The sequence below is a fragment of the Pseudomonas sp. ZY71 genome (genome assembly GCF_036542145.1).
GTDB classification, from domain to species: Bacteria; Pseudomonadota; Gammaproteobacteria; order Pseudomonadales; family Pseudomonadaceae; genus Aquipseudomonas; species Aquipseudomonas koreensis_A.
In genome coordinates this window covers 3,294,712-3,320,493 of sequence record NZ_CP144274.1, presented here as the reverse complement: position 1 = coordinate 3,320,493, position 25,782 = coordinate 3,294,712, and the positions used below count along the sequence as shown (strand labels likewise).

Genomic DNA, 25,782 nt, shown 5'->3' with positions numbered 1-25,782 from the left:
GAACGCCCATGCGTGTACTGATTACCGGAGCCAATGGCTTTGTCGGTCGCGAACTGCTGCGTTGTCTGCTCGCGCGCGGCAGTTTGCGCGGGCAAGTCATTCGTTCGTTGCTGGTGCTCGACACTGATGTCCAAGACCTGCCAGACGATCCGCGCCTGCGTCGGCACAGCGGCAGCGTAACGGATGCGGCGTTGATGCGCCGTGTCCTCGCCGATGGCATCGATGTGGTGTTTCACTTGGTCAGCGTCCCCGGCGGAGCGGCGGAGGCGCATTACGAACTGGGTTATCAGGTCAACCTGCTGGCCAGCCTCGAACTGCTCGATCAACTGCGCAACAAGGCGCGACCACCGGTGCTGGTGTATGCCAGCAGCGTCGCGGTGTACGGCGCGGATCTGCCGGCGAAGATGAACGAGCAGGCTGAACTGCACCCGCAACTGTCGTACGGCACACACAAGATGATGGTTGAGCGCGCGCTGATCGATCTGGGTCGGCGCGGTGAAGTCGACAGCCGCGCGGTGCGCCTGCCGGGCATTGTCGCGCGCCCACGCGAACCCAACGGCTTGCGCTCGGCCTTCATGAGCGACTTGATGCGTGCCTTTGCCGAGGGCGCTGACTATTGCTGCCCGGTATCACCGCAAGCAACAGCGTGGTGGATGTCGGCGCGCTGTTGCGTGAACAACCTGATCCACGCTGCCGAACTGGATAACGCCGCCGCGCAACAGCGGGTCTGGCAACTGCCGGTGCTGCAGTTGTCCATCGCCCAGGTCATCGATGCACTGGCGGCAACTTACGGCGAGCAACGCCGTGCGCTGATCAGTTTCGCCGCTGACCTTGAGCTCGAAACCCTGTTCGGGCGCATGCCGCCCTTGAAAACCCCGCAGGCCCGCGCTGCCGGTTTCTGCCATGACGGCAACGTCGCCACACTTATTCGCAACGCCCTCAACCCAGCCCCATATCGGCCTCTGCCGTTGAACGGAGACACGCCTCATGTCACAGCCCATCCCGCGTAAACGTCGTTTGGTCGACCTTTCGGTGACCCTCGATAACAACCCCTACACAGACCCGCCACCGCTGTTGCCGAAAATCGATTACATGGATCACCAACAAGGCTGGCCCGAGATGGCGGCAATGTTCCCGGGTTTGCAGCTTGAGCAGATGCCCGGCAATGAATCGTGGGCCGCCGAGCGCTTACAGATCACCACCCACAGCGGCACCCACATGGATGCGCCGTGGCATTACGCCTCGACCACCGATGGCGGCGAGCCGGCGTTTGGCATTGATGAGTTGCCGCTGGACTGGTGTTTGCAGCCGGGGGTCAAACTGGATTTTCGCCATTTGCCCGACGGTCACGTGGTCACGGCAGAAGAGGTCGAAGCGGAACTGGCGCGTATCGAGCACACGTTGCAACCGCTGGATATCGTGCTGATCAACACCCGCGCCGGTGCGCTGTTCGGTCAGCCCGGGTATCTCGACGCCGGCATTGGCATGGGACGCGAAGCGACGAAGTATCTACTGGAACGTGGCGTGCGCGTGGTCGGCACCGACGCCTGGAGTTGGGACGCTCCGTTCAAATACACCCGTGAACGTTTTGCTGCCAGCGGCGATGCCTCGATCATCTGGGAAGGGCATAAGGCCGGGCGCGATATTGGCTACGGGCAAATGGAAAAACTGGCCAACCTTGAGTCCCTGCCAGCGAGCGGATTCACGGTGTCGTGCTTTCCTTACAAGATCCGGCATGCGTCTGCAGGTTTCGTGCGCGCGGTGGCTATTTTTGAAGAGTGATCGGGCTGTCTGAGGCATTCCTTTAACGACAGTAAGAGAACGGCAGGCTTTGAACACAGTGGACGGCGTTTGCCGCCGCCACTGTTCTGAGGCCATCAACCCGTTGGATTGCGCAGTCGCTCGATGATTCTGCGGGCACGATTGGCTCCGACGTCGACATGAATATCAATCATCGGGCGCGTACCGAACCGGCACATGTTCTGGTACTGCGCTTCGATCACCACTTTGTCTTCGTCGAACGTCAATCGCGTCTGATGCAGAACTTTGGCTGTGACGGCCTCGGGATCATGTTCAGGATTGGTGGCCATGGTCCAGAAATAGTGGCTTGTGGTATCTGTTTCCGGCGATACACCGTGAAAACCACGCATATGAAAACCGCCTCGATCCGGGTTGTTCAGGTCGTCTGTGCCCGCGTCTATCGCGCCGGTCCAGATGCGCAGGTGATTGAAGTGAAATTCGATCTCCTGCCAGCGGTCGATGTTGCCTTTGAACGGGTAGGCCGCGGTGTAGGTCGGCGGCGGAACGGAGTCGGGCATATGGCGAACCACACGAACCATTGAGTCATCACCATCGACGTTCATCTTCGCGTTCATATGAATGCTGGCGTTGCCGCCAATGGTGTGCAGATGGACGTAGCCCAGATGGCTGAGATCCATGAGGTTGTCGTGGATGAGTTGATAGGGCGCGTCGTAGTGGTAGACATCACCGTCGAACAGGTATTTACCGCTGCTGTGCACGTCGTAGACCGGTGGCGCGAATGTCGGCTCTGGATGCTCTGCGCTGCCGAACCAGATCCAGATGATCTGATCCTGCTCCCGGACGGGGTAGGCAGGTACTTTGGCTTTGCTGGGGATCTTGTCCTGGCCCGGAATTTCGATGCATTTACCGCCTTCATTGAACAGCAGACCGTGGTAACCGCAGCGCAAACCGCGTGCTTCCACCGTGCCGCCGGACAGAGGCAGTGCGCGATGGCAGCAGCGGTCTTCCAGCGCGGCGACCTGGTTATCTGCCGTGCGAAAAAGCACCACCGGTTTGTTCAGTAACGTACGGCCAAGGGGTTGGTCTTTCAGCTCGCGGCTCAAGGCTGCGACGTACCATTGATCGAGGGGGAAACTCGGCACGGTGGCCGGGGCGATTTCATGGGCAAGGGGTTGGGCAGCAGTTGTCATGATGTTCTCCGGCGAGCGGTCAAGGCTCGGTTCAGGTCAAAGATCCAATACCAGGCGGGGCGATTTGGCACGTGAGCAGCACGGGGTGAAACGGTCATTGGCAGCATGTTCAGCAGCCGTCATGAACTGGTCACGATGATCAGCAATGCCTTCGAGCAAAACCGTGACACAGGTGCCGCAGACGCCTTGCTCGCACGATGATTCGATGGCAATCCCGGCCTCATCGAGCACCTCGAAAACGGTGCGATCGGCGGGGATGTAAAAAATCTGTCCTGTACTCGCCAACTGAACTTCGAAGGGCGAATCAGCGCTTGCATCGACCGGTGCGGCGGCGAAGAACTCTCTGTGCACGCGATCTTCCGGCCAGCCAGCGGTCTGCGCGGTGTCGAGGATGAAATTCATGAAACCGGCGGGGCCGCACACGTAAAGGTGAGTCGTGGTATCTGGCGCGGCGAGGAGGGCGGTTGCATCGAGTTTCTGTTCGGGCGATCCGCTGTCGTCATGCAAATACACGTGGCTGGCGAAGGGCGCCTCTCCGAGCCATCGGATAAACGCGGCACGTTCGCTGGATCGAAAGCTGTAATGCAGTTCGAAATCCGCGCCTTGATGATGGAGTTCATGGGCCATTGCCAGCATCGGCGTAATGCCAATGCCGCCGCCAAACAGCAGGTGACGCTTGGCTGAGTCCGCGAGTGGGAAGAGGTTGCGTGGTTCGCTGATGCTGAGTGTCTGTCCTTGGCTGATGGTGTCGTGCATTGCAGCAGAACCGCCGCGGGAGGCAGGATCCTTCAGCACACTGATGACGTAGCGATGACGTTCTCGGGAGTCATTACACAGCGAGTATTGCCGGGTGAGGCCGCCGGCAATGTGGATGTCGATGTGAGCACCGGCATTGAACGGTGGCAACGGCTGATCGTCCGCTGCGCACAGCTCAAAACTGCAAATACTCTCGGCCTCGACGACTTTGCGGGTGACGTTGACTTGAAGCATGACTTCTCCCTCCACATTGAAGTGGCTGCTGAAAAACGAACGGCAAAAAAGGGTGCGAGCGGGTGACGAATCAGCCGGGCGCGAAGAAGCAGGAGGAGTGGCTAATCATGGGCGCCAGGGAAGGGCACGGTTGGCGAGGGTTCATAAGCAAGACCTGTAATTATTTTTTTGAGGTTGTGCTACGGCGTATCATGCGGCGCATCGTCCGCAATGCCAGGCTGAGTGAATCCTCAGATAAATTAGTTGCGGTGTCAACCAAATTGCAAGATCTTCGATCTACGGTGTTTCTTGATGCCTACCGATACACAACTGAACCTGTCGCGTTATGTACCTGGCCTGGTGACATTCCTGGCGAACAAACTCGCCACGGGAGCCTCGCAGTGCTACCGCAAACACTTCGGAATCGGCGTGGTTGAATGGCGGATGCTTTCAATGCTGGCCGTTGAATCCGACATCACCGCCAATCGAATCTGCCAGGCGATCGGTCTCGACAAGAGCGCTGTCAGTCGTTCATTGCAGACATTGGAAGCGGCGGGGCGGATCACCAGTCAGCTGGATCCCAAGGACGCGCGGCGTTACACCGTGCGATTGACGGCCAGCGGTAAAGAACTGCATGACCGCGTGCTCAAAGTTGCACTTGAGCGAGAGTCGCGTCTGCTCAGCGGATTGACCCCGGCCGAGGTTGATACGTTGGTTGACTTGCTTGGGCGCCTGCACCTGCAAGTGCCCAATGTGAACAGTTATGACCCGAGTGAGGAGTGAGTCGCGGCAGACTAGCGTGAAATCGGCGTTGAGGGCTGCTGCCCGACGCGAGTCGGCGGGTTGCTGATATTTGGTCATTGGATCAGAGGTTGTAGACCGTCCAAAAGGCTGGGAGGCTAGCGTGACATTTACCATAAGGACATGCCGAAATGAGCTCAGGAAAAATCCTCGTCACAGGTGCGGCAGGAAAGATCGGCAATGCTTTTTGGCAAAAGCGCGACGATAAATCCGATTTGCGTTTGGCCGATCTAGACGTAACAGCACTTCCGGACTCGGCACAGCGTTTCACTCTCGATGTCACGGATCAAGCCAGTTGCCTTCGAGCTTGCGAAGGTATCCATACTGTCATCCATCTAGCTGCTGACCCAAATCCAGACGCCGATTTCATGGCCTCACTGCTTCCAGTGAACATTGTGGGCACTTACAACATGCTGTTCGCCGCAAAGGCACAAGGCTGCAAGCGCTTCATATTTGCGAGCAGTGCCCAAGTGATCGAAGGATATCCAACAGATGTTCAGATACAGGAATGCATGGCACCTAAACCAGGCAATCTCTACGGCGTCAGCAAGGCGTTTGGAGAAGCTTTGGCTTCGATGTATGCAAACGACGGACAGATGACGACCATCGCAGTCCGTATTGCCAACGTAGCCAAATTTCAACAAGGGGAGACCCACAGTCCCAGAGACGTCGCGGCCTTCATCAGTTTTAGAGATGTTGTCGCGCTACTCAATAATTGCGTTGAAGCCGAGCTAAAGGGATTCCACGTTATTCATGGGGTCTCAGATAACCGCTATAAGCGCCTCTCTATTGATCAGAGTAGAAAAATTGTCGGATATGCTCCCATTGATGATGGGTTTGAGATTTTGGAAGGAGGCGCTCAATCTGATTGAACGCACACTTCCTCTGAGAAGGTCACCGTGATGCGCCGGGAAAACGTGCTGGTTTAATGATTGGCAGACGCTCACGACCACCGCTTCCGGCCCGAAGCTGACAGTGGAGGGCATGCGGTTGCTTCGATGCTTTTCAATGAACGTCATCAGAACTCGACAAGGAGACGTCCCCCATGACCAAGCCAATGCTTCATTTGATGTCAGGCAAGATTGCATCCGGTAAATCGACGTTGGCCAAGTCCTTGGCGTCTGAACGGTCGGCCATTTTGATGAGTGAGGATTATTGGCTCTCAAGGCTTTACCCTGATCAGATCCAGTCAGTGGCCGATTACGTGAGGCTTGCGCGTCAGATTCGGGCACTGGTGGGCCCGCTTGTCATCGATGTGCTGAAGGCTGGCGTGACTGTGGTTCTGGATTTCCCGGCCAACACTCCAGAGGATCGGCAGTGGTTACGCGGTCTGGCTGACGCTGCCGAAATTCCCCACTGTTTCCATTACATCGAAGTGGATGATGAGACCTGTCGGGGCAGGCTACATCGGCGCAATGGCCGCGCCGAGCATGAGTTTAGAGCAAGCGACGCTGAGTTCGATTTGATAACGAGCTACTTTCGTGCTCCAGATACGAATGAGGGGATATGGATTGAAATTCACCGACACTGAAGGGCGGTCATATTGCTTGGAGTGAGTTATCTGGAACGTCTGCTTCTAGCGGCGCAGGTGATCGTTGATGCAATAAGAAGTGGCCTCGCTGATTAACTTCCTGTTGAGCGAGGGGGCTTCCTTCGTTACTGGCCAAGTGATCAGCGTCGATGGGGGAGGGAGTCTCGGTGGGAAATAGCGATATGAAGCGGATTTTCAGCCTGCGTTGTTAATCTGTCAGTCTGCGGTCTCGAAGCGCTCGACAGACGAAATCGGCCAGAAGCGGTCGGTGGACAAAGACCTTCACAGGGAAAAAGCGTCGCCCTTTACCAAGAGGCTGCCCCATGGATGTTATTGCCGATGACTCAAAACACCATCGACCTTGCGCGGGCGTATGCGCTGCCGCAGTGAAGGAGGGGAAACATGATAGGTAAACGTTTATTAGGTATGGTCGCATTGGCAGGATTACTTGCAGGAGGAGCCGTGGCCGACGAGGAAAATGGCTTGGTGGTGCGCATCGCGCAACTCGAAATCGATCCTGCACAGGTTGCGGCCTATCAAGCCGCAGTCAAAGAAGAGATCTCAGAATCGACTCGAACAGAGCCGGGCGTTATATCAATCTATGCTGTCGCCGAAGTCGACCGCCCGAACTGGTTTCATTTCTTCGAAATCTACGCCAGCGATTCGGCATACCGAAGCCATATCGAATCGCCGCACTTCAAAAAGTACGCCGTTACCACGCAGTCGATGATTGTGTCGAAGCGCTTGATTGAAACCACGCCAATCGAGCTCAGCCCCCGGCCTGCACCGTAACAGCCCAGTTCGAAAAAGAGTTTCGCACTGGGCGGGCTGGCTTTTTAAATGGAGGAAAGTGATGAAAAGGGATGAGTTCGACGCAGATCTTGCGGTTCACGTTTAACTACACTAAATGGCCGTTTAGTCGAGTTAACGTAAGATAGCATCATATTCTACGGAGAAGAGACCATGATCATGCGTGAAGCCAAAGCTAGAGACGTTATCAAAACGTTGGATCTGCAGCCTCACCTCGAAGGTGGCTATTTCCGCAGAACCTATCAGGCCGATCATCGCGACCCACTCAAAACCTCCAGCGGCCCACGATATCTGATGACCTCGATTTACTATCTGCTGGATCAGCAATCACCGGTGGGCCAGTTTCATTTCAATCGATCCGACATCCTGCATTATTTCCAACTGGGCGACGCCATTGAGTACAGCCTGATTCATGCTGACGGCTCGTTGCAGACATTGGTGATGGGCGCCGACATTCTGTCAGGACAGCTTTTGCAATTACACGTACCAGGTGGAATATGGAAAGCTTCGCGGTTGCTCGAAGGCGAAAACGGATTTGGGCTGATCAGCGAAGCCGTTTCGCCAGGATTTGATTTTGCCGATATGGAAATGGGTGATCGGCAGAAACTCACGCAACAATTTCCACAGCATCGAACGCTGATTGAAAAGCTGACGCGTGATGAGGGTTGAGCGCCGTCGAATTCAAGGAAAAGCTGTGGATCGGATTCAGGACGATTCTGTAGGTTGAAATCCACTGTGCAACGGGGTCGGTCTCGTAATATTTTGTTACGTGTAATGTATATTATGTTAAATTATGTGCCATGTTAAAAATGTTCATGAGTCTCGTAAGGTACTGATTGGACATATCTGCTTCTGGCATCCATTCTCTCAACGGGCCATGTCCTTCGTGTTCATGGCGAGTCATTGAATGAGGTGGCTGCAGTGTTCTGAAGTAAAAATCCCCTTAGATTCTCTCTCAACCGCCAAAATGCAGCTAAGTACGCCTTAAACGTCGTTTTCTTCAAATCCAGCCTCCCTTGCCTCACGGGCGCCTGACCGATCGAGCGATGCCTGAGCATCTGTTAGGATTGATCACGGCGACGCCAATCTCGACTTGGCGGCACTGGGCAAGAACGCGGTGCGGCTAGGCGGAATAGACTGAGTCCCTTGCTGCTTGAGAAAACGTCCCGCCCCGCCCCCATTCAGTAAAAGTAACCTCGAATTGAATACGAAGCCCTCCGCAGATTCCTACAGCCTCCAAAAGATCTTCAAAGAAGAAACGGAACAGTATGAATGGTCATCTCTGTTCGACTTCTCAAGGCTTACGGCTACCGATGCCGTCATCACTGAAAGGCCGGATGGGGACGACAGCTTTTCAACAACGCTTTGGAACTATTGTTTTCCACCCATAGCCTCGACCTCCCGGTGGCATTACACACAACTCTCAACACTGAGAAGCATTGCCCAAACCAGATCAATTCGATTGCATGCCGTAGAGAAGCGCATGAGTGAAGGTGAACTCACCTCATTCGCAGGCCAGTTCGGACTCCTCGGCTACCTCACCCCTAAATCTGACGGTAGACGCGTGATTGATGACCTTGCGCGGGATCTGTTTTACCTGTCGCTGGCCTCAGGGGACGAGCCGGGCCCGCTTTGGTCGTTTGGAGAGGTGCGACTGCGACTGTTGATCGAGCCCGTCCAGCAGCGAGCGGAAATTCGACAAATCAGGTATAGCGAGATCGAAGCGAGTCATCCATTTCGGGTGTTCAAAAAGATTGCGTCCGATCGATTTGATCGCTTTTTCACACCGAAGGGGGTATCGCGCATCGGAGCGTTCGCCTTACCTTTTTACTTTGATGAAGAAGCTGAAGTACGGTTATTGGTCAAGAAATTTGACGATGAGGACACCACAGAAGTAAACATCAGTGGCCAAGATCGGTACATTTGCGTACCGCTCAACAAGGAGCATGATCGGGTGAAGATAAAATTGCTGGAGGTTCAGTGCAGCGATCCCACTGCCCATTCTGAGGTCGCTCAAATAGTGGCTTCGATGGCCGACCTGGGTGTGCAATTGACCGAATTCACTGAATATCAACGCTAGCGGTATCTAGGAGCCGCGTAGTTATAGCTAGGATGAAATTTGATGTGCCAGGATTTGAGATAATCGCGGGTTTTCCAAAACAAACTCAGTGATTGCATAGCGCGCTTCGCCATGCCATTCCTCAAGCCTATAATTGCAGTCGTAGCTCGCATGCCCCGCCGAGGGCCAGCGCATTAACGATCTGCAAGAGGTTCTGAAATTGGCATTCACCCGCCCCCACTCCAACGAAGCGCTAAGCACCGCTGACGCGATACGATGCCGCACAACTGGAGCCTACGACGAGAGATACGGCCCAGATGGCTATTATTTTGAAGACCTGCTAGGCGTAGACAGAGACCTCTTTGAAATTGCTTACAAGCCAGGAAAGTGGACGCTGCTTCATCGGTTCACCCTGAGCCATTTGTGGGAGCAGTGGAACTACTATCGGAAGAAGTCGGGCGAGGAATTTATAGAGGACGCCCACCAGCTGATATTTCACTACAGGACTCCATTTAACATTCGGGCTTATCCAGACCTGTCGGCTCAAAAGAATCACCTCTTCGAGCAGCTCCTGCAGCCCATGAAGCAGATTGCTCACGAGGTCTTTTGCATCCTCTTCAGCGACAAAGAGCTGATGCGTACTTTTTCGATCAAGGTGTCTGAGGCTATCGCTGACGCCTGCCCATCAGAATACCCAGATTACCTAGAAACCACCGGCATAATGAAGCGCACTAGCTTCTGGCCAACCTGGCTTAGAGAGGCGCTTTTCTACAGAGAGAATGGTCGCTGCGCCAAATGCTCATTGAGCCTGACGGGGGTGTTTGACTCAACGCTGAAGCCACAGGTTGACCACATTGTGCCCATCAGCAATGGAGGCACTACTGACCCGACCAATCTCCAGTACCTCTGTGAACCTTGCAACAAGAAAAAAGGCAACCGCAGCAACGAAGCTGGCGGGTTCATCTATGTTCCCTGGGAATACAGCCACAGCAAGCTTTCAAGAATCAGAATAGATTAGGGGAAAATGCAGTACGAGGGATGCTAGCCGACCCCACGGATTCCTTCGTGCCGTATCCGTTGTTCCCGCCGATTGTGCTCCTAACCGACCACCAAGGCTTGGAGCGCCCAATCAATAACGACGTCCGCGCACGGCTCGGTACCCTAGACCCCGCACTGGAAGCATTCCAAGCCTGGCGCCTCGGCATCGACTTTCTGGCCAAGCAGTGCCAACGGCCGGAATTCACCCCAAGGCACTACAAGATCAGTGCTCGAAACGATGTGGATACGTAAGCATGCAGGTAGGCCGTCGCTCTGACGGCGATCATGCACCATCGGTGAAATCACACTCAGGAATACCAGGATGGGCACGGCCTGCGGCACGGCTGTCGTGAACCAAGCCCCGACTGAGTCGGGGTCTTGGCCCTGCGGGCTTTCATCCTCGTGCCTTCGGCCAAAGGCCTGCGCGCTCGGCTTGCAACTGCCCTCCCCGGCATTAATGCCAGCTTCAAGTGCCGCGTTTCGTTGACGGCAACCGAATGGCTCACGCGGCTATCAGCAAGATTTCCCGCGCCTCGGTCGTATGCTGAAGTATCCCAGGATGCTTCACTTCAAGCTCGATGAGATCAGCTTGGTAGGTCAGAGAAGGCGTCATCTGTGTTCCGTCCTGCAGAAAACGAGTCAGACCCGCGAATTGCTCATGAGTGATCGTTGACGCGACACTGCGATCGTTGGACAAAGCCTTTACCCGAGCATCGTTAAGGCTGGCGATGTCGGTTGCAAGCTCCGTCAGGTTTTGTCGGGCGTACTTGTGAGAACCAGCCTTCAACTGAACGTGGGACATCATCAAGCCAAGGTTTACCAATCGGTTTTGCAGTAATGAAATCTGATCTAAGAGTACGACGTTGCTTGTGGCATTCCGCGAATGTCGTTCCAGGAGAAGCCTGGTGAACTGATACTGCTCATTGAACGATCCAATCAATGGCCTGAGCTGCGGAACATCACCTTCTTCGCAGAACTGCATTGCGGTGACTAGCAGTCCTCGAAAGCGAGCCTCATCAGCGAGTAGATTCCGTTCGTGCCCCTCACTCACCAACTGCCATGTATGTGCGATCGTTTTTGATTGCTCGTCTATTTTCTGGCTGATTTTGTCGAGTTTTTTGCAAACGATGACAAAGCCTGCAGTTGTCACTGCGAGGTTGAGTCCGCTCATTACGAGGTTGGCCGACTGCAGACCCTGAAGCACACTCAAGCTCTGCTGCACTTGATCCATGCCGGTTTGGAGCGACCCCAGGCCACTTGATAGTGTGGATTGCAGGTTCTGTAGGCTCTCTTGGACATGCCCTGAGTCGCCCGGAAAAAGGAGGTGCCCGACGATCTGGCCAGCCTTCTTGGTTCCCTTTGAGTGTCGGACTACGCCACCCCAAAGCGTGTAATCTCCGCTATGCAGTTTGGCCAGGACATCTGGGATTTCAGGCAAGGAGCGTACAAGCGCGTCAACGTTTACAAACATGCTTTCAGTTTCTCCGTGTAGGCCTCGAATTCTTGGTCGTAACGTGCGCGCCGCAGCTTGGCGATTTGCAGCACGGCAGGAATGGTGATCCGGAACGCCGGCGACGAAGCCTGGTAAATCGCGAGTCCTGCGGCTCCAATAGCAAGTGGCGCTGCCACCATTGAGAGCACCCGGCCTACTAATGCGCTGGCGAAGCCCGCCCCGCCACCAGTGGCAGCCATACCGCCCAGGCTACCGGCAGACAACATCAGCGCTTTCACCATTTCATTGATGTAGCCAGCGAGATTGCCGCCACTCAGATAGTCCTTGAGCGCTTCGTCTCCCATGTATTTGTCCATGGCCTGGCGGATGATGATTTCCTCAATGGCGAAGATGTCATCTTGGGCGGAGGGTTTTCCGTCCAGCTTTTTGGCGACATCTGTTGCAAGCTCGAGGTAGTCGATGCTCTCCGTTCGGAATGCGGAGGCAATGGTGTTGCTTCCGAACGCACGAATTTCCTTTTCAAGCAGGCCCGAAATAGATTGCAAACAGCCCTGCACCTTCCGGGTCATGATGGTTGCCTTCACGTCGCTGTCGAGGGCTATCCTGCCCTTGCCATTGTCGGTGATCAGGTCGGCCAAGACTTCCAGATCCGCTGATGCGGCACGCGATAAGAGATCGGATATCGACCGGTCTCTCGGAACAACTGACTCCATGTATCCCCCTGTAAGCATTCCTAAAGTGGCCGATCATCAATGCAATGATTGCCTATGGCCAGTACGGGCGTGCTGATTTTAGCCACAAGACCCACGCGTGTCTTCCCGCTGGAGAGTCAGGCTGGGGCTCACTGATGAGGAATGCAGAGCAGACGCCATGCAACGCATTGCAGCGACGCTTGCTCCATGGGCATCATGAAATCAAACAAAAACAATAAAGGCAGACCTATGACCTCCCCGACCGCTACATTTTTCGTCTTCATCCCACAGCAGCCTCAAACCACGTATTCTCCACAGCTCGGTGACAAGCTGGACAGTCAAGGGGAACCCATCTTCCAGGCCATTGGCATTTCCTATTCGATCCTGGACAGGATGATTGCCCACAACAGCCAGCTGTGCGAATGCGGCTGCGGATTTCTTCGTGACGACGCTCATGAAAGACGGTTGGTCATGGGACACGTCGTACCGCTTGCTCATGGAGACCGATTGGAAGCGCCGGATGTATCGGGCCTGGAATGTCTTGAATGCCGAGAACCGTGCGAACGCAGTAGCGCTCGACTACGAGCGTGTACCAGAACTACTGGCCAAACCTAGACTTTTGCGCGGATGGGTTTGAAGCGGAGATGGAGGATTGGATCTCTAAAATTTTGAAGTAGTAGCACTCTACATAATACGAGCACCCTACTCTAGGGGTGTTTGTGACGTGACGATTAAGTACCAGAGTGGCGGAAGGCCGCCCTGGCGAGCAATTTCAAAGCCTGCTTGTAGATTACATAGTTAGGCCGCCAAGGTTATTTTTAGGCTTGATGCGCGGGGCAGGCGACGCTAGTGGTTTATAAATTTTTTGTTGATATTTATGAGGTTGGGATCTAGCGCAAGATCAGGGCTCAAAACGGATTGAGCGACTATTAAATACTTAACCCCACCATTTACATCAAGAAACCCTTTGACTGATTCGACCAGGTCAGGATCAAAGTCAAGCTCTTAGCCTTGCAAATATCTGTCTGTAAGGCAGCACGACAAAAACTCACAATATGGATATATTGCCCTGTCATCGCTGTTAATAGTAAGTAGGTGGCGAGTCGGGATAGTAGCGGAAAAGGCGGAATGTCCACCCTCACTGCTCATGCAATCATAAAAAACAGTTCGATGAAATGAAGAATTACTGCAATACCTTTTCAACTGCTCCATGTCTAATGCAGAGAATTTTGATTTTGAATCATTAGCTTGGTCGTGATAAATTCGTTTGGCCTCAAGAAACGCCACCCCTTCCAGTGTTTTATTCTCACCAAATCGCAGCTGGACTAGAATACCAATATCGCCGTGCTTTTGCTCAATGCCCTGCTCTTTTGTATTTTTATAGACATCCCAATGGCACTTGGCGTTTTTTCCAGGTTCACCTTGTTCAATTGTTACGTTCGAATGCTCGGTTTTTAATGCATACAGCAGTGATCTTGTAAGATAATCCTCATCTTTCCAATCTCTGGGGTAGCACTTACCTAAAGCACTGTTGACAGTGTTGTCTACAGCTTGATGCCAGTCGAATCTTGAAGAGTAATTCTCCATTTAAGCGCTCAAATCCACTTTGATTTTTATGTAAATATGCGATGCATGTGAGGTAATGTGTCCCCTCATCTCTGCCTGATGAATATCGTGATCGCAGGATGTATTTACTTGCCAGCTTGCAAGGTGCGAAAAGGCTTTTCGAAGATTACCCGATCAATCGACTTCGGACAACTACTGCCGGTTCTGATCGGCAGCGTTAATATGCTACAAAAACTCGAAAACATAATATTGGCGTACGATATATGGATGTGCCTAAAGCGTTTGGCCGCCTTGCAGTACAATGGATCCCTTTAAGCTCGCAGCCCCAGCGCGGCCGAGCCCATCGTAAGCCGATATCTTCATGCCCACTCGGGTAGTACTGTCCCACCGGGTTGCGGGCCATATCCGCTGCCTGGTTTGCCAATCGTATAGCCACTGCTAGCGCTGCGCTCGAAACCAGATACCAAGGCGGTCAACAAACTCTCAGTGGGGGCGTAACCTGAGACTGCAACAGTGAAAAAAGCCCATAATCCGCCATCCCGTTGAATAGCGCTGGTCGCAAACTCAAGCTCTTCGTGTTCCGCCATTAAACCGGCCTTTACCAGATCAGCTTTGTTAAAAAGGCTGGCAAGGTGGGAAGGAAACTCTTCCCATTGGCGATCAGTGATGGGGCTGAGTAGCGCGAAATGCTGACGTGGGGGGTACATGATGCCAAAATCCTTTTATGATCAATGGCCAATCTTATCGAGCGACCGTTAACCTACGCAACCACTGCTGTTGCGGACACGGAGAGGGGTACGGATGTACTCCTCAAGCCGTTTCGTCACCCTGAGCGCCGTCGCGATGATTTTTCTTCTTGGGGACTACCCATCTCAACTAGGCCGCTGTAGCGCCAAAGGTGACTCGACTATGGTGCCATAGAACCGTGAACCTACTTGCGGACGGCAGCAGTGCGGTTGCTGTCGGCAAAAGGGCAAGGCCTGCAGCTAGCACCAGCACCAGCAGATCAGCATCATCTCATTGGGTTGCAAAGTGCGATGCTGTATCCCGGGATCCAATATCTCCACCTCCATCTGAGGCGTGACGTATCTGCTCCGTGCGGAACCCAACTTGTATCAAAGCGAGGCTGCATGCTCTACCGCTCAACAATCCCCAACCTACCGTACTCAAGCTCCTTCGTCTGCACTGAGCTCTGGAGCAGCGGCGCCTAAGTGCTCCGTGCGCTACAAACCATAACCATCATGGAACTCACATCGAAGCGAGTCTATGATCGGCTGATCTCAAAGTGCTTTTATGGAGTAGTCCATCATGGACGAGCAACTCGGACGCTTGCACGCTTCAGCCTGCTTTAACTCAGCCTCCACTTTCAAGGAGCCGACGCTGCGCAGCAAAGCGTATGCGAATGCCGCACTCACCGAGTTTGTAAAGCTTCAACGTGAGCAGCCAGAGATCCTGACCACCCTGCTCAAGGGGGGAAATCAGGGCGCCAAACGGCTGAACACCGACCCTTATCAAGGGCTTCGTGAGGTTATCCAGAATGCTGATGACCTGAATGCCACTTCTGTGCAATTTGGTGTACAGACTTTTAACGGTAGTAAGCAGCTGGTCATCGTCCATAACGGTTTGCCCGTGGAACTGCCCCACGTGTTACCAATGATCTACCCGTTCTACTCCACCAAGCAGCAATCAGCGGAGCTCAAAGGTCGGTTCGGCATCGGACTGAAAACCCTAACGCAGCTCGGCGATAATCTGACAGTCCACAGCGCGCCCTTCCATTTCGGCTCACGCGACGACCACGTGGCCATGGTGGAAGAAGCCGAGCCTATCAGGGACTTTTACGATCCCCTTGCCGACCACACGATGGTCAGCGTCGATCTCTATCCAGACTATGACCTTGCCTCTCTGGAAGCCTGGTTTGATGACTGGGCCCCCAGCGACCTGATCTTCCTGGATAACGTTCGCGCTATCACCTTGCTTGACCTGGATGAGGGTATCTCGCTAAAGCATCTAGCGATCCAGCAGACTCAATCCGACTGCCACTTCAAACTGTCACTTGGCAAGCACCAGAGCAGTGTCATCCACTCAACCTTCTTGGTGGACGACGGTCTTTGGGAGCGCTTCGTTTGTGAAGTGAGGGTTCCCGCTGGAAAGGCACGCGCTGCCAAGGCAACCGGCGACTTCACACCCATTGGTGTAGCGGTGCCGGTGAGCGTGAGTGCACGAGGACGGATCCATGTAGCGCTGCCCACCAAGATCCACACCAATGCTGCATTCTCTCTCGACGCACAGTTTGACCCTTCAACCTCTCGGGAAGACATGATTCATGGCGCGTGGAATCAGTGGCTGACCGAAGCATCTGGCCAGTTTCTAGGTGAGTTGGCCATTTATCTGGCGCAGCAACGCAATACCCTTGCTTGGCTAGCCGTTCCTGTCGGAGCGAAGACAGACAGCAGTTCGGATTGGCTCAACAAATTGTTCCATGAACAATGGAGCAAAGTGATAGAGGCCTTCAAAGCTTGTCCGACTCTCATCGATGACCGCTATGCGCTGAGTCAGATTTCTTATTGCGATGAGTCGATCGACGGGATGCTGACAGAAGCTGACCACCTCGCAGTGAGCGGATGGCCAATGCTGCCCGAGTGGATGCGGGACAGTGACGGGCGTTGGCGGGTCGTCCTAGAAGCCCTCTCCGTTTCACACTCGCTGGAACTCGAGGATGTGTTCGAACACTGTGAGCGATTCGAGCAAAAGTCTCCGTCATGGTTTTTGGACATGGCTTTAAAATGCCTTGAACTGGACGAGGACTACCTGCTACTGGACTCTCAATGGGTACCACTTGCAAGCGGGCAACGTACACAAGCCAAGGCCGAAGACGAGGCCGACTCCTGGCTAACAGGGCAGCCACCCGCGATTGGATTCGCAGCCCGCCATCATCTGACAAATGTGGTTCACCCTCTTCTTCTCTCCACGCCATATGCGCCCCTCGTCGAATGGCTATCAGAGCGCGCGAATTACAAGGCAGACGTAGTCGCCCAGGACGTGCTTGAAGCGTTTGCCAGGCGCTTCTCGCAAGACCCTATTGCAGCCGATAAGCAAGACCTCCTCGATCTGCGAGACCTGTTTGAGCACGTCGACACGAAGAACAGTCAGTTGGGCCAGGAGGTGGGCGCTGCACTGCTGATCGACGCGTTCAGTCATGTTGCACTCGAGGATGGTCGATCAACCGTTACGAAGGTGCTCGCCTCCCCGACTAGCGTGTATCTGCCAGCATCCATCGCTGATTCGCAGGACACATGGTCGAAGGCGGCGGGCACCACTCCTGAGCTGCTGTGGGCTTCTGCTAGCTACGCCGAGGTGTTCAAAATCAGCAGAGCAGGACAAAGGGGCATCCAAGGCGAGTCAGTCACCACAGCTCGAAAGCGAGGCGTGAAGCGTTTTCTGTCATTGCTTGGCGCCGAGGTTTCTCCTCGCCTCGTTGAGGTCGCCACGGACTCCGCACACATCGTGCTTGCCGCTCAGAGTGCAGCTCGCCGCTTCCTGGGCCGGGCGCGCGGTGGACTAGCGCGCGATTTCGTTTCGCCCGATCTTGATGCCGTCATCCGTAACATTCGTCAGAGCCCAATCCAGCCGGTATCACGGAGAGGACGGAAATCCCGTGAGTCGGCGCAAGCGTCCGCCCCCACGGCCGTTGAGAGAGCGATAGCACTTTTTCGCTGTATCGACAGCAACTGGCTCACCTTCGAGCCGTACAGCAGAACCTTTGCCTACCGAGAAAGCGGCAGGAGTGATAGCTCACCAGTGCCCACTACTTGGCTCGCGAGATTGATTGATAATGCGTGGTATCCCAACTACGCAGGGACACCGTGTAGACCAACCACCCTCATTGTTGAGACGAAGGTCACGCTCGCGATGTATGAGCATCACACGGATTTTGCCAGCGGCTTGACCGAAGCTGACGCGAATAGCGAATTTGCGCGTGCGCTGGGGATGCGCGTCAATCCGCCCGTTTCACAGCTGGTGGCGGCTCTTGAGCGTGCCAGAAACACATCTTCATCTGACGAAGTCAGCCTGATGAGGTTATACAAGGCCCTGGCTGGCCATTGCCCACAGGGCGCCTCCACCGTCGCGCATGAGGCGATGATCGGCGACATGCAGGCCGGGAGTCTGCGTGGGAAGTTCGGCATTCAGCGTTCACAAAAAGGGCTCATTGCCCCGTGCGTCACAACCGCTAGGCACAGCAAGGAGTGGTTCAGCATGCGAGCGGTTTTTGCCGGCAAAGACATCTTTCATGGCAGACAACCTTTCGTTCTGTATGACCGCAGCCTCACTCCGTTATGGAACGCACTGGGTATCATTCACCCGGACTTGAAAAGCTGTATCAGAGAGCTGGAATCCTTGGCCAAGACCGCCTACGACCCCAAGCAGGACGCATTGTTGCTCGACATCTATCGGCACATGGACAGGCAGTTGGATAAAGCGACTGCCGCAGATAGACGAAGCCTGAGCCTCCTGCCATTACGATCGGGGGATACCTGGACAACAAAGCGCCCACTGTATTTCTCACACTACTCAAACCTCAAATCCGACAGGATCGCCTTGTGGACGCCACCTTGTGCGGCTGACACCATTTCTCGATTCGTGAACGCCGCAGGGCTGGAGAGGCTCCCATTCGCTGCAGCCGCCCCTGCGATAACAAACGCGACCCCTGACGTGCTTGAGTTTCGTTTCCAAGCTGCGCTTCGCATGCTCAAAGGTGACCTTGCGAGAGAAGATGAACGCTCCTACAAGGCGATGGAGCCCTGGAGTCAGTTCGACAACGCCCGACTCAAGATGCACCTGCCAGGTCAACTGATCGTCAACGCCGCCCCAAAGGGGGCGCGGCAAATTCCAATTCAGCTTCACGCCTATTCCGATTTTTCCGGCCTCGCGGTGCATTTCGACGACGAAAAATTCATCGGCAGGAGCGAGCATGGCGGCATCGCGATCGCGGGTCTGAGCGATGGAACGTGCATGCGTGAGATTGCGCTTGCCTGGGTGTCTGCCTGGGCTGCCAGTGAAGACAGTGAATACATTCCCGACATCAGCCTAGCGACTGATGCTGTGGAGACCAGTCTTGATACGTTGATTGCGGAACAGGAAAGGTTGAGTGGCAATAATCGTAAGCGGGTAATCAAGCGGGATGCTGGTACGATGGCTACCACGGACAGTGCTGATCGCCCTATTCAGACCCGCAAGCTCAAGGCCCTGCCTCACGAATTCCAATTCACTGTCGAAGCCGTTGATAGAAGCGATCTTGCGCAAAAAGGGCCGCAGCCGCGCAAAGTTGGCTCGCTGCTGAACCCATCGCTTATACCCAAAAGGCCATCTTCACCTACGGTGCCAGAAACCGCTTACAAGCAGTACTCATCCGCAGAACTGCAGGCCAAGGCGTGGGCTTACCTGGAAGCGTCGCTGCAGCGGGAGGATGCTGTACTGATCGACTTACAGGCCTACAGAGGGATCGGCGCTGACGGAGCTCTGGATAAGAGCACCTTCATCGAGATGAAGTCGTTCGCCCGCAGGGCTCCTAGCGAAATTACCCTCACCGAGACCGAGTTCCGCCGTGCTGAAGAAAGCAAAACCAACTTCTACCTGGTCATCGTTTCTGGGTTAGAGGAGGGATTCGAGACTGAGCTGCGTGTTTATATCAATCCTACCAAACACCTTCCCTGGACGCCCAAGGGCCAAGTATCCATAGGTGGACTGGCTAAAGGAGCTGCCTTGGTGCTGAGGGAAGCGATTAATTGATAAAGTCAGGTTCGTTGTGAAAAAGCATTAGCTTGTCTGTTCACTGGGCTTGGGCTTCCGGTCGCACTGGAGTGCATGCGGACTTATCCTCTGCAGCTCCAAGAATGCCAAGGAGGTCTCTTCGCTCAGTCTAGTGCTAGGGCGTCTGCGATACGCTCAGATGCTCCAGCAGGGCCTTTCCGCAGTTGCAGGGGTGTGAGAGTCCTACGCGGCTCACCCTGGTCAGGTGCTTACATGTCGCTCAAAACAGGCTTTGCCAACGTACTGAAAACTTTGCGGATCACCCGAGCCCTAACTCACAAGCAAATGGCCGAGGCCAGTAGCCGTGGCTACATGTCGAAATTGGAACAGGGAGCCCTTCACTTATTTCCCAGACTCCCTCCCCGCCTTCTACGGCGGGACAGCACACGCTGACTCAAGTCCACAACACCATGCTTTGGTCATTCGCATGCTCGGTACAATTGTTCAGCAAACAGAGGCAGAAAAAGCTCGGACTCGGCTATTTGCCACCAAACCTTGTTCTCATGCTTGTCGGTAAACGCCAGCAGATCGTGGGCCAGAAAGACCTCAAATCCTGCCCGAGTGACCTTGTCTTCGGCGCTGAGCTCATAAAGCCCTGCTTGGGCGAGCAGCTTCTTGACGATGAGGGGCAACAACCACGCAGAGAGAATGAGGTGGTTATGGCGTGGCCAGAGGCTTCCCTTCTGACCGGTACCAGGGCCATGCGCGGCTGCATTGCGTGCGGCACTGAAATCGTGAACCCAGGCGTCGAGCGGGCGGCTGACGTTGCTGTCCCAGTGATTGCACCACCAGCGCTCGTCCAAATTGCCCTTGTACCAGGTGGGCGGGGTCGGTAGCTCGTCGAAGTGTTCGTTGATGGCCCTGCGAAAGGCGGCTTTGTCATGCGGAACGGCCAGCAGCGTGTCGATGGCGACCCTCATCAGAATCAACTCCGATCGGTCATCCATGGACGGGGCATCAGTGTTGGCCCTGAGGTACGTGACGATCGCTTCGTCGATGCGCTCCTTCAGTTCTCCGTCAGGGAGTTTGAGCAAAGCTTCCAGCAGTGGTGTGTCGAGCGTTATGCGCGTGAGGTTGTCGACGTGATACGGCCGAACGAACTTGAGCCCCCCGCTCCCCGCCAGCATGTTTTGCGTATTGCCGTCACGCCGGCGCGTGGTCATGCAGGAGTGAGTCGGCGTGCCGACATCAAACCGCTGCGCCACGACCCGTAGGGTGTCGGCGTTGTAGTACTCAAACGTTGAGCAGAACTTGCGTTGTGCTAAGGCGGAAAATGCGAGGTAGGAACCCTGAACCAACCGCTCCTGGATCTGGGCATCTGATGCGTCCAGGCCTGGCGTGTCCTCATCCCAGATGATGAGTGCCGCTTGATGGATTGGCTGCGAGGGGTGAGGCCCAACGCCCCGGTCGCCATAGTTAGCTAGAACGCCGTCGAAAGCTGCCTGAGGGATGCCCAGCAGCTCGCCAGGGAGCCGACCGCACTCGTAAGGGATCAGGCGTATGTCTACGATCCGCAGCTCCTCAGTAGCCGCTACCCAAGGTAGAAAAAACACCACTGCCATAGCCACCCCAATCGCCTTTCTAGATCACCAATCAGAGGATTGAAGATGGCTGCTGGCCTGGGGATTTGCAAGGTCGCCAGTTGGGATGGCTGACTGCGGTGAGGCTACCAAACCCTCATGTGATTCAACCTCAGCGAAGACCGAACCCCATCCGCTTAAGCTCTTCGACAAGCTGTTCGCGGCCATGCAGGCTCGAGACGCTCCGAAGCCTGCTCACCACCTGCTCTGACCATCCCGACGCCTTCATCCCTTCGCGTTGATAGAACGCACCCAGGTGCTCATCGTATTCAGCGAGTGCAGCAGCTTCGCCGGTGGCCGAGTAAATTTCATGGTGGAGTACCGCACGTTGGGGCAGCCTCGGTTTGACCTTGGCCGGACGATCATCCGACGGGTATCCGACGCACATGCCGAATACAGGGTAGACCTGAGGTGGCAAGCCAAGCTCCTTGGCAACACCTTCGATATCGTTACGGATGGCACCGATGTAGACGCTCCCTAGGCCCAGCGATTCCAAGGCGACCAAGGCGTTCTGGGCTGCCAGAGCGGCGTCGATCGTTCCCAGCAAGAGGCTCTCCAGGTAAGGCAGCGCCTCCAACTCGGTATCGCTCTGCTCACCGATCCGGGAAACCCTGGAAAGGTCGGCCAGCCACACGAAGAACAGCGGCGCTTGCCGGATATAGGCCTGGTTGCCGGCGAGTGCTGAGAGACGATCCTTTCGATCGGCGTCTTGAACAGCAACAACGCTCCAGACCTGCAGATTCGATGAGGTGGATGCGGACTGCGCCGCTGCGATCAGCGTCTCGATCGTTCCTTCTGGCAGAGGCAGGTCTGTGAAGGCTCGGACGCTTCGATGATCGAGCAGTTGATCGAGGGTATCATTCCATTGCTTGAGAGGCGTGATGTCCGGCGCGCCGTAGCGGGCTGCCAGTTTCGACTGGGCGGTAGCTGCCATGCGTGTCTCCAAAAGGGAAACGAGGCTATCAAATCGAGCCCGCGCAATCACACCTCCCGGCTGAAGTTTCATTTAACATGCTGGCAAATCATATGGCTAGCTAGGGCCAGCGCAAGTGAGCGGTCAGTCTGCAACCGCACACCAGCATCAGCATCAGCATCAAAAAAGGTATAAGTCGTTTGTCAGCACTGCCCCTCACTGCCCGTGAAGCCTATCCAGTCTTGCGAGACATCGCGTTGGGCATCAGCACCATGCGTCGTCTGGGCACTCAGTCTTGGGCTGAAATCTACTGCGGCCAAATGACCGTGGAAACTGACGGCTGGGTGATCACGCTCTACAACGATTGTGACACGTTGGATTACTGCGATAGCTGCTACAACCCCGACGGGCGAGCGTACATCTTCGATTCGATGCAGCATTACGGTACCGACCCAATCGAGCTCCTGAGTACCTGGGAGAACACTCAGCTAGAGAATCTGTTGAGAGCGTTGTAGTTAACCTATTTGGTAGCGGTATGACACATAGGTAGCCAAGCAGTACATCAGCAGTGATTAATTTTCCAGGCGCCGGATATAGTCCAAAACGCTTTGAGTTTCTTCTCTGGTTGCGAGCATGGTGACAGGAGATTTACCGCCTAGCCCTTTAACCGGATTCGCCATCCAGTGGAGGTCGGCTTCAACGTCACCGCTGTACAGGTCAACGATCAGCTGTCACCGGTAGAGTTTGAAAAGCGTAACACCGCGAGCTTGGAGAGTGTCTAGAAAATCAGGGGCGATTCAAACCATCGATTTTATCCCTGACAGGGATAAGTAAATTTTAGCCCCACTGCTGCAAGACTTCTAAGACACACCGAGAGATTTTTACTCATCGGATAGACGGCTGATATTTCCTCTGGAAGAGTGGGTTTGCTTAACGTACTGCCAGCACTGGCTGGTGCCATCACCTCGGTACGCACCGAGGGGTTTGCGTAGACAACCGTTTCTGCTCCACCGTCGTATGAACAGTGCGCAATGAACACCCGGCGATTCAATCAGCACGGCGACGACTGAAAGATCATTTTATGGCATGATGCCATATTGCTATTTTTGGAAGCCGTACTCTATGGATATCACTGTTAAATGAACAACAACTTCAGCATTTGTTATGTAATACAAGATAGCGCCGAATTTGAATCAAGCTTTCTTAGAGGATCCGTTTACAAAACCGAAACAATCGATGCTATCAGACACATAAACCATTTACCCCTTAGCATTCCAGAGCTGCTATGCACCAGAGAAGAAACCATTAGAACAAGGTTAGATAGTATTTTTCACGGAAGAATCGTAGAGATTGTTGAAAAATATAGCGACATAGCAGCACTATCGTATACGTTTAAAGTTGCCTTCGTTAGTACCCCGCCACCAGAAAGCCAAGCGGCTTCAAATGACATTTTGCATGTTTCTTTACACAAGCACAACGAAAGGCCTAACCTCCCCCATTTTGAAAGTCTAACCTTTGATGACTTGCGAAGTTTCTACTTTTCTAAAGTGCAACACAAAGATAAGCTATACCTTGACTTACCTGATACGTTTATTTCAGCTCCCCTTATCGATCCTCAGAATACAATAGAAGTAAATATATTTACTCACGGCAACATCGCCACATTAAGAAGCGTTGGGATTTTACCCAGTCAATGCAATAGAGGCATAATCACCCCTCTCTCGCACATCGAGATCATTGAGCACTCTATAGATCTAATAAATAAATTAAAGAGCGATATAAACCAACACTACCCCTCACGCATTTGCATACCAAGCACAGACTACTTAATCACAGACTTCAGCATTGATTTAGAGTATTCGATCAATTCCAAGCATTACACAAAACACTCGCTAATGAAGGCAGGCACTCCGAATTACGCCGTAGTAGCCGAGTCGATAGCATATGCAAGATCGCACACCAATCTTGACATGGATCATGAAAACAACCTGATTAAAGACTACAAGAAAGAAGTTTACTTCAGCAGCCTTATAAATTCTCTCTTTGCATCTTCAACGCTGGCACCAGAGATCAAGATCAGAACAAGTAATAGCGAAGTATTCCCAATTATCTCCGATATGGGCTTAAACATCCGCAACGGCAATACTTCAAAATTACACAAGCAAGCATTGAGGTTTAGCAATCAAGTTATCAGCAAATCTGATGGGCTGCTAGATTATATTTCAGACTCCTTTAACAAGCATGTAAAAATCGTATCCAATCTCCCGATAGAATGGACAAATTTGAATAGCCTGCCACTTATGATCAGGCATAATGCAAGCAGAGTATTTTCAACTCCTGGTTCCATCAAGGAAAAAATACTGCTAAACAACCGTGAAATAAAGCTGACCTTAAAAGATCTTAGCAAAATCCTAGTGATAAGCTCATTTAAACCTGGAGACCGCATAAGTCAACACATGGCGCAGGAAATAGAAAAAGCCATGCGCGTTTTCAAAAGCCCGGAGTTTGACGCGGCGGTCCAAGAGGCTACTAGAATCGGTGCATATGCACCTGACTTTGATTCGATGATTGTTTTCAGAACCATCAAAAGCAAAGATGAGCTAATTAAGGCGCTCAACGAACAACGTTATGCATTAGTAATATTTGACATGCATGGTGGTCATGATAGCGACAGCCAAGGATATCTGGCTCTTGCTAATGGTAAACTGTACCCGCAAGAATTATCAGGTACAGCCCAAATACCTCCGATTGTAATTCTTAGCGCTTGCGACACTAGCCCCGCGGACCGAAACCACTTCAATGTGGCAAACGCGTTTCTATGCGCAGGAGCTGTCACAGTTCTGGCCTCTACATATCCAATCCTTAGCAAGGATGCCGCCAGTTATATTTCAAGGCTCTACAAGCGCATACGTCTTTATCTACCCGAAAGGATACTCTCTCAAAATCGCAGTATTAGGTGGTCAGAATTTATCACAGGCTTAAATCGTCGAGTATACTTCGCATACTTCATGAAGCACATTCAAAAGAAATATAAGCAGATTAGTAAAAGCCTCATTATCGAAATAGCTAATCAAGTAAACTTCATACTCGAATCTCACCCCGAATCGTTCTTAAGCAGAATAACCCAACTATTCGATGAGCGCGCCGGGCTATCCGAAGAGCTTATTCTAGAAGAGCTTGCCAAGCACTTCACATTTGCAGAATGCATGAACTACGTCCAAATTGGTTGTCCGGAAAAAATCTTGATTCACGCAGAGGATATTTTCTATATGGACGACTACAATTATTCTAAATAATTCTTCACTGGAAGATGTTTTGTAAAAGTCGACTATTCCGGACGGGGCATCCGAAATAAAAAAGGGGCGCCCCGGCAAGGTACCCCTTTTCATTTACTAAAAGCTGTCAACAATTGGTAACAACGGGCTTCGGCCCTTGAACGGTTTCGTGAGGCCTCCACTAACCTGCATCCTGAGGGAACTCGGAGAAGTAATTCCGCCCCTTCAGTCGCCTTGCTCGCGATGTCATGATTGTGTTGGACAGGGCGATCGACCCCGAGTACAGGTTCAGCACATGATGCCTACCTGAGTGACGATTGTGAAGACCACACCAGT

Annotated in this window: 21 protein-coding genes and 1 pseudogene; 13 read left to right on the top strand and 9 right to left on the bottom strand. The window is 53.6% G+C overall.

The annotated features are described in order from the left end of the window. Positions 1-8 precede the first annotated feature (8 nt). Positions 9-1,010: an NAD-dependent epimerase/dehydratase family protein gene (locus VY732_RS14690; RefSeq protein ID WP_331695812.1), complete on the top strand. Its 1,002-nt coding sequence runs from the start codon at positions 9-11 to the stop codon at positions 1,008-1,010. Further along, positions 988-1,782 carry a cyclase family protein gene (locus tag VY732_RS14685; protein WP_331695811.1) on the top strand — a complete coding sequence of 265 codons (795 nt, stop codon included), beginning with the start codon at positions 988-990 and terminating at the stop codon, positions 1,780-1,782. Before VY732_RS14690 ends, VY732_RS14685 begins: the two co-directional genes overlap by 23 nt. Positions 1,783-1,877: 95 nt before the next feature. Here the strand turns inward: VY732_RS14685 and VY732_RS14680 are convergent, their stop codons facing one another. Beyond that, positions 1,878-2,951: an aromatic ring-hydroxylating dioxygenase subunit alpha gene (locus tag VY732_RS14680; protein ID WP_331695810.1), complete on the bottom strand. Its 1,074-nt coding sequence runs from the start codon at positions 2,949-2,951 to the stop codon at positions 1,878-1,880. 36 nt (positions 2,952-2,987) lie between these two features. Next, on the bottom strand, positions 2,988-3,941 hold the full coding sequence (locus VY732_RS14675) for a PDR/VanB family oxidoreductase (RefSeq protein ID WP_331695809.1): 954 nt from the start codon (positions 3,939-3,941) through the stop codon (positions 2,988-2,990). Positions 3,942-4,232: 291 nt separating this feature from the next. On the opposite strand from VY732_RS14675, the gene VY732_RS14670 reads away from it, so the two are divergent. The 8 genes and pseudogenes from VY732_RS14670 to VY732_RS14635 all read left to right on the top strand — a co-directional run bounded on the left by VY732_RS14670 (position 4,233) and on the right by VY732_RS14635 (position 10,139). Beyond that, a complete protein-coding gene (locus VY732_RS14670; protein ID WP_077572848.1) occupies positions 4,233-4,703 on the top strand; it encodes a MarR family winged helix-turn-helix transcriptional regulator in 471 nt (156 codons plus the stop codon). A 149-nt stretch (positions 4,704-4,852) separates the two neighbouring features. Then, positions 4,853-5,593, top strand: a complete 741-nt coding sequence (locus VY732_RS14665; protein WP_116030320.1) for an NAD-dependent epimerase/dehydratase family protein — start codon at positions 4,853-4,855, stop codon at positions 5,591-5,593. A gap of 173 nt (positions 5,594-5,766) precedes the next feature. Beyond that, the gene (locus VY732_RS14660) at positions 5,767-6,252 is read left to right on the top strand and encodes an AAA family ATPase (RefSeq protein ID WP_077572850.1); all 486 of its coding nucleotides are present in this window, start codon (positions 5,767-5,769) and stop codon (positions 6,250-6,252) included. 76 nt (positions 6,253-6,328) lie between these two features. Next, positions 6,329-6,430: pseudogene (locus VY732_RS14655) on the top strand (SDR family oxidoreductase); the annotation flags it as partial. 224 nt (positions 6,431-6,654) lie between these two features. Next, the gene (locus tag VY732_RS14650; protein WP_077572852.1) at positions 6,655-7,044 is read left to right on the top strand and encodes a putative quinol monooxygenase; all 390 of its coding nucleotides are present in this window, start codon (positions 6,655-6,657) and stop codon (positions 7,042-7,044) included. Between the two features lie 171 nt (positions 7,045-7,215). Continuing rightward, positions 7,216-7,731: a cupin domain-containing protein gene (locus tag VY732_RS14645; RefSeq protein ID WP_331695808.1), complete on the top strand. Its 516-nt coding sequence runs from the start codon at positions 7,216-7,218 to the stop codon at positions 7,729-7,731. 814 nt (positions 7,732-8,545) lie between these two features. After that, on the top strand, positions 8,546-9,142 hold the full coding sequence (locus tag VY732_RS14640) for a hypothetical protein (protein WP_150692484.1): 597 nt from the start codon (positions 8,546-8,548) through the stop codon (positions 9,140-9,142). Positions 9,143-9,341: 199 nt separating this feature from the next. Further along, the gene (locus tag VY732_RS14635) at positions 9,342-10,139 is read left to right on the top strand and encodes an HNH endonuclease (protein ID WP_331695807.1); all 798 of its coding nucleotides are present in this window, start codon (positions 9,342-9,344) and stop codon (positions 10,137-10,139) included. Positions 10,140-10,661: 522 nt separating this feature from the next. On the opposite strand, the gene VY732_RS14630 is transcribed toward VY732_RS14635, so the two are convergent. The 4 genes from VY732_RS14630 to VY732_RS14615 all read right to left on the bottom strand — a co-directional run bounded on the left by VY732_RS14630 (position 10,662) and on the right by VY732_RS14615 (position 14,577). After that, a complete protein-coding gene (locus VY732_RS14630; RefSeq protein ID WP_331695806.1) occupies positions 10,662-11,630 on the bottom strand; it encodes a hypothetical protein in 969 nt (322 codons plus the stop codon). Further along, complete coding sequence (locus VY732_RS14625) at positions 11,621-12,250, bottom strand: hypothetical protein (protein WP_331695805.1); 630 nt, start codon at positions 12,248-12,250, stop codon at positions 11,621-11,623. The genes VY732_RS14630 and VY732_RS14625 overlap by 10 nt, the downstream gene beginning before the upstream one ends. Positions 12,251-13,309: 1,059 nt before the next feature. Beyond that, positions 13,310-13,891, bottom strand: a complete 582-nt coding sequence (locus tag VY732_RS14620) for a hypothetical protein (protein WP_150692481.1) — start codon at positions 13,889-13,891, stop codon at positions 13,310-13,312. Between the two features lie 338 nt (positions 13,892-14,229). Further along, the gene (locus VY732_RS14615) at positions 14,230-14,577 is read right to left on the bottom strand and encodes a hypothetical protein (protein ID WP_150692480.1); all 348 of its coding nucleotides are present in this window, start codon (positions 14,575-14,577) and stop codon (positions 14,230-14,232) included. A gap of 601 nt (positions 14,578-15,178) precedes the next feature. Here VY732_RS14615 and VY732_RS14610 point away from each other — a divergent pair. Further along, positions 15,179-19,657: a sacsin N-terminal ATP-binding-like domain-containing protein gene (locus VY732_RS14610; RefSeq protein WP_331695804.1), complete on the top strand. Its 4,479-nt coding sequence runs from the start codon at positions 15,179-15,181 to the stop codon at positions 19,655-19,657. A 440-nt stretch (positions 19,658-20,097) separates the two neighbouring features. Here the strand turns inward: VY732_RS14610 and VY732_RS14605 are convergent, their stop codons facing one another. After that, a complete protein-coding gene (locus VY732_RS14605; RefSeq protein WP_331695803.1) occupies positions 20,098-21,240 on the bottom strand; it encodes a hypothetical protein in 1,143 nt (380 codons plus the stop codon). A gap of 130 nt (positions 21,241-21,370) precedes the next feature. Next, positions 21,371-22,192 (bottom strand): oxygen-insensitive NADPH nitroreductase, encoded by an 822-nt coding sequence (gene nfsA, locus VY732_RS14600; RefSeq protein WP_331695802.1) that lies wholly within the window; start codon positions 22,190-22,192, stop codon positions 21,371-21,373. Positions 22,193-22,371: 179 nt separating this feature from the next. Here nfsA and VY732_RS14595 point away from each other — a divergent pair, with 179 nt between their 5' ends. After that, positions 22,372-22,686, top strand: coding sequence for a DUF7693 family protein (locus VY732_RS14595; protein ID WP_331695801.1), 315 nt, complete (start codon positions 22,372-22,374; stop codon positions 22,684-22,686). 57 nt (positions 22,687-22,743) lie between these two features. Here VY732_RS14595 and VY732_RS14590 read toward each other — a convergent pair whose 3' ends face one another. Next, positions 22,744-22,887, bottom strand: coding sequence for an antitoxin Xre/MbcA/ParS toxin-binding domain-containing protein (locus tag VY732_RS14590; RefSeq protein ID WP_331695874.1), 144 nt, complete (start codon positions 22,885-22,887; stop codon positions 22,744-22,746). A gap of 423 nt (positions 22,888-23,310) precedes the next feature. Between VY732_RS14590 and VY732_RS14585 the strand changes: the two genes are divergently transcribed. Next, positions 23,311-25,467 carry a CHAT domain-containing protein gene (locus tag VY732_RS14585; protein ID WP_331695800.1) on the top strand — a complete coding sequence of 719 codons (2,157 nt, stop codon included), beginning with the start codon at positions 23,311-23,313 and terminating at the stop codon, positions 25,465-25,467. The last annotated feature ends 315 nt before the right edge of the window (positions 25,468-25,782 follow it).

Bases quoted from the DNA above. Each gene is read 5' to 3' on its own strand.
- VY732_RS14690 (WP_331695812.1), top strand. From the start codon at position 9: ATGCGTGTACTGATTACCGGAGCCAATGGCTTTGTCGGTCGCGAACTG.
- VY732_RS14685 (WP_331695811.1), top strand. From the start codon at position 988: ATGTCACAGCCCATCCCGCGTAAACGTCGTTTGGTCGACCTTTCGGTG.
- VY732_RS14680 (WP_331695810.1), bottom strand. From the start codon at position 2,951: ATGACAACTGCTGCCCAACCCCTTGCCCATGAAATCGCCCCGGCCACC.
- VY732_RS14675 (WP_331695809.1), bottom strand. From the start codon at position 3,941: ATGCTTCAAGTCAACGTCACCCGCAAAGTCGTCGAGGCCGAGAGTATT.
- VY732_RS14670 (WP_077572848.1), top strand. From the start codon at position 4,233: ATGCCTACCGATACACAACTGAACCTGTCGCGTTATGTACCTGGCCTG.
- VY732_RS14665 (WP_116030320.1), top strand. From the start codon at position 4,853: ATGAGCTCAGGAAAAATCCTCGTCACAGGTGCGGCAGGAAAGATCGGC.
- VY732_RS14660 (WP_077572850.1), top strand. From the start codon at position 5,767: ATGACCAAGCCAATGCTTCATTTGATGTCAGGCAAGATTGCATCCGGT.
- VY732_RS14650 (WP_077572852.1), top strand. From the start codon at position 6,655: ATGATAGGTAAACGTTTATTAGGTATGGTCGCATTGGCAGGATTACTT.
- VY732_RS14645 (WP_331695808.1), top strand. From the start codon at position 7,216: ATGATCATGCGTGAAGCCAAAGCTAGAGACGTTATCAAAACGTTGGAT.
- VY732_RS14640 (WP_150692484.1), top strand. From the start codon at position 8,546: ATGAGTGAAGGTGAACTCACCTCATTCGCAGGCCAGTTCGGACTCCTC.
- VY732_RS14630 (WP_331695806.1), bottom strand. From the start codon at position 11,630: ATGTTTGTAAACGTTGACGCGCTTGTACGCTCCTTGCCTGAAATCCCA.
- VY732_RS14620 (WP_150692481.1), bottom strand. From the start codon at position 13,891: ATGGAGAATTACTCTTCAAGATTCGACTGGCATCAAGCTGTAGACAAC.
- VY732_RS14615 (WP_150692480.1), bottom strand. From the start codon at position 14,577: ATGTACCCCCCACGTCAGCATTTCGCGCTACTCAGCCCCATCACTGAT.
- VY732_RS14610 (WP_331695804.1), top strand. From the start codon at position 15,179: ATGGACGAGCAACTCGGACGCTTGCACGCTTCAGCCTGCTTTAACTCA.
- VY732_RS14605 (WP_331695803.1), bottom strand. From the start codon at position 21,240: ATGGCAGTGGTGTTTTTTCTACCTTGGGTAGCGGCTACTGAGGAGCTG.
- nfsA (WP_331695802.1), bottom strand. From the start codon at position 22,192: ATGGCAGCTACCGCCCAGTCGAAACTGGCAGCCCGCTACGGCGCGCCG.
- VY732_RS14585 (WP_331695800.1), top strand. From the start codon at position 23,311: ATGAACAACAACTTCAGCATTTGTTATGTAATACAAGATAGCGCCGAA.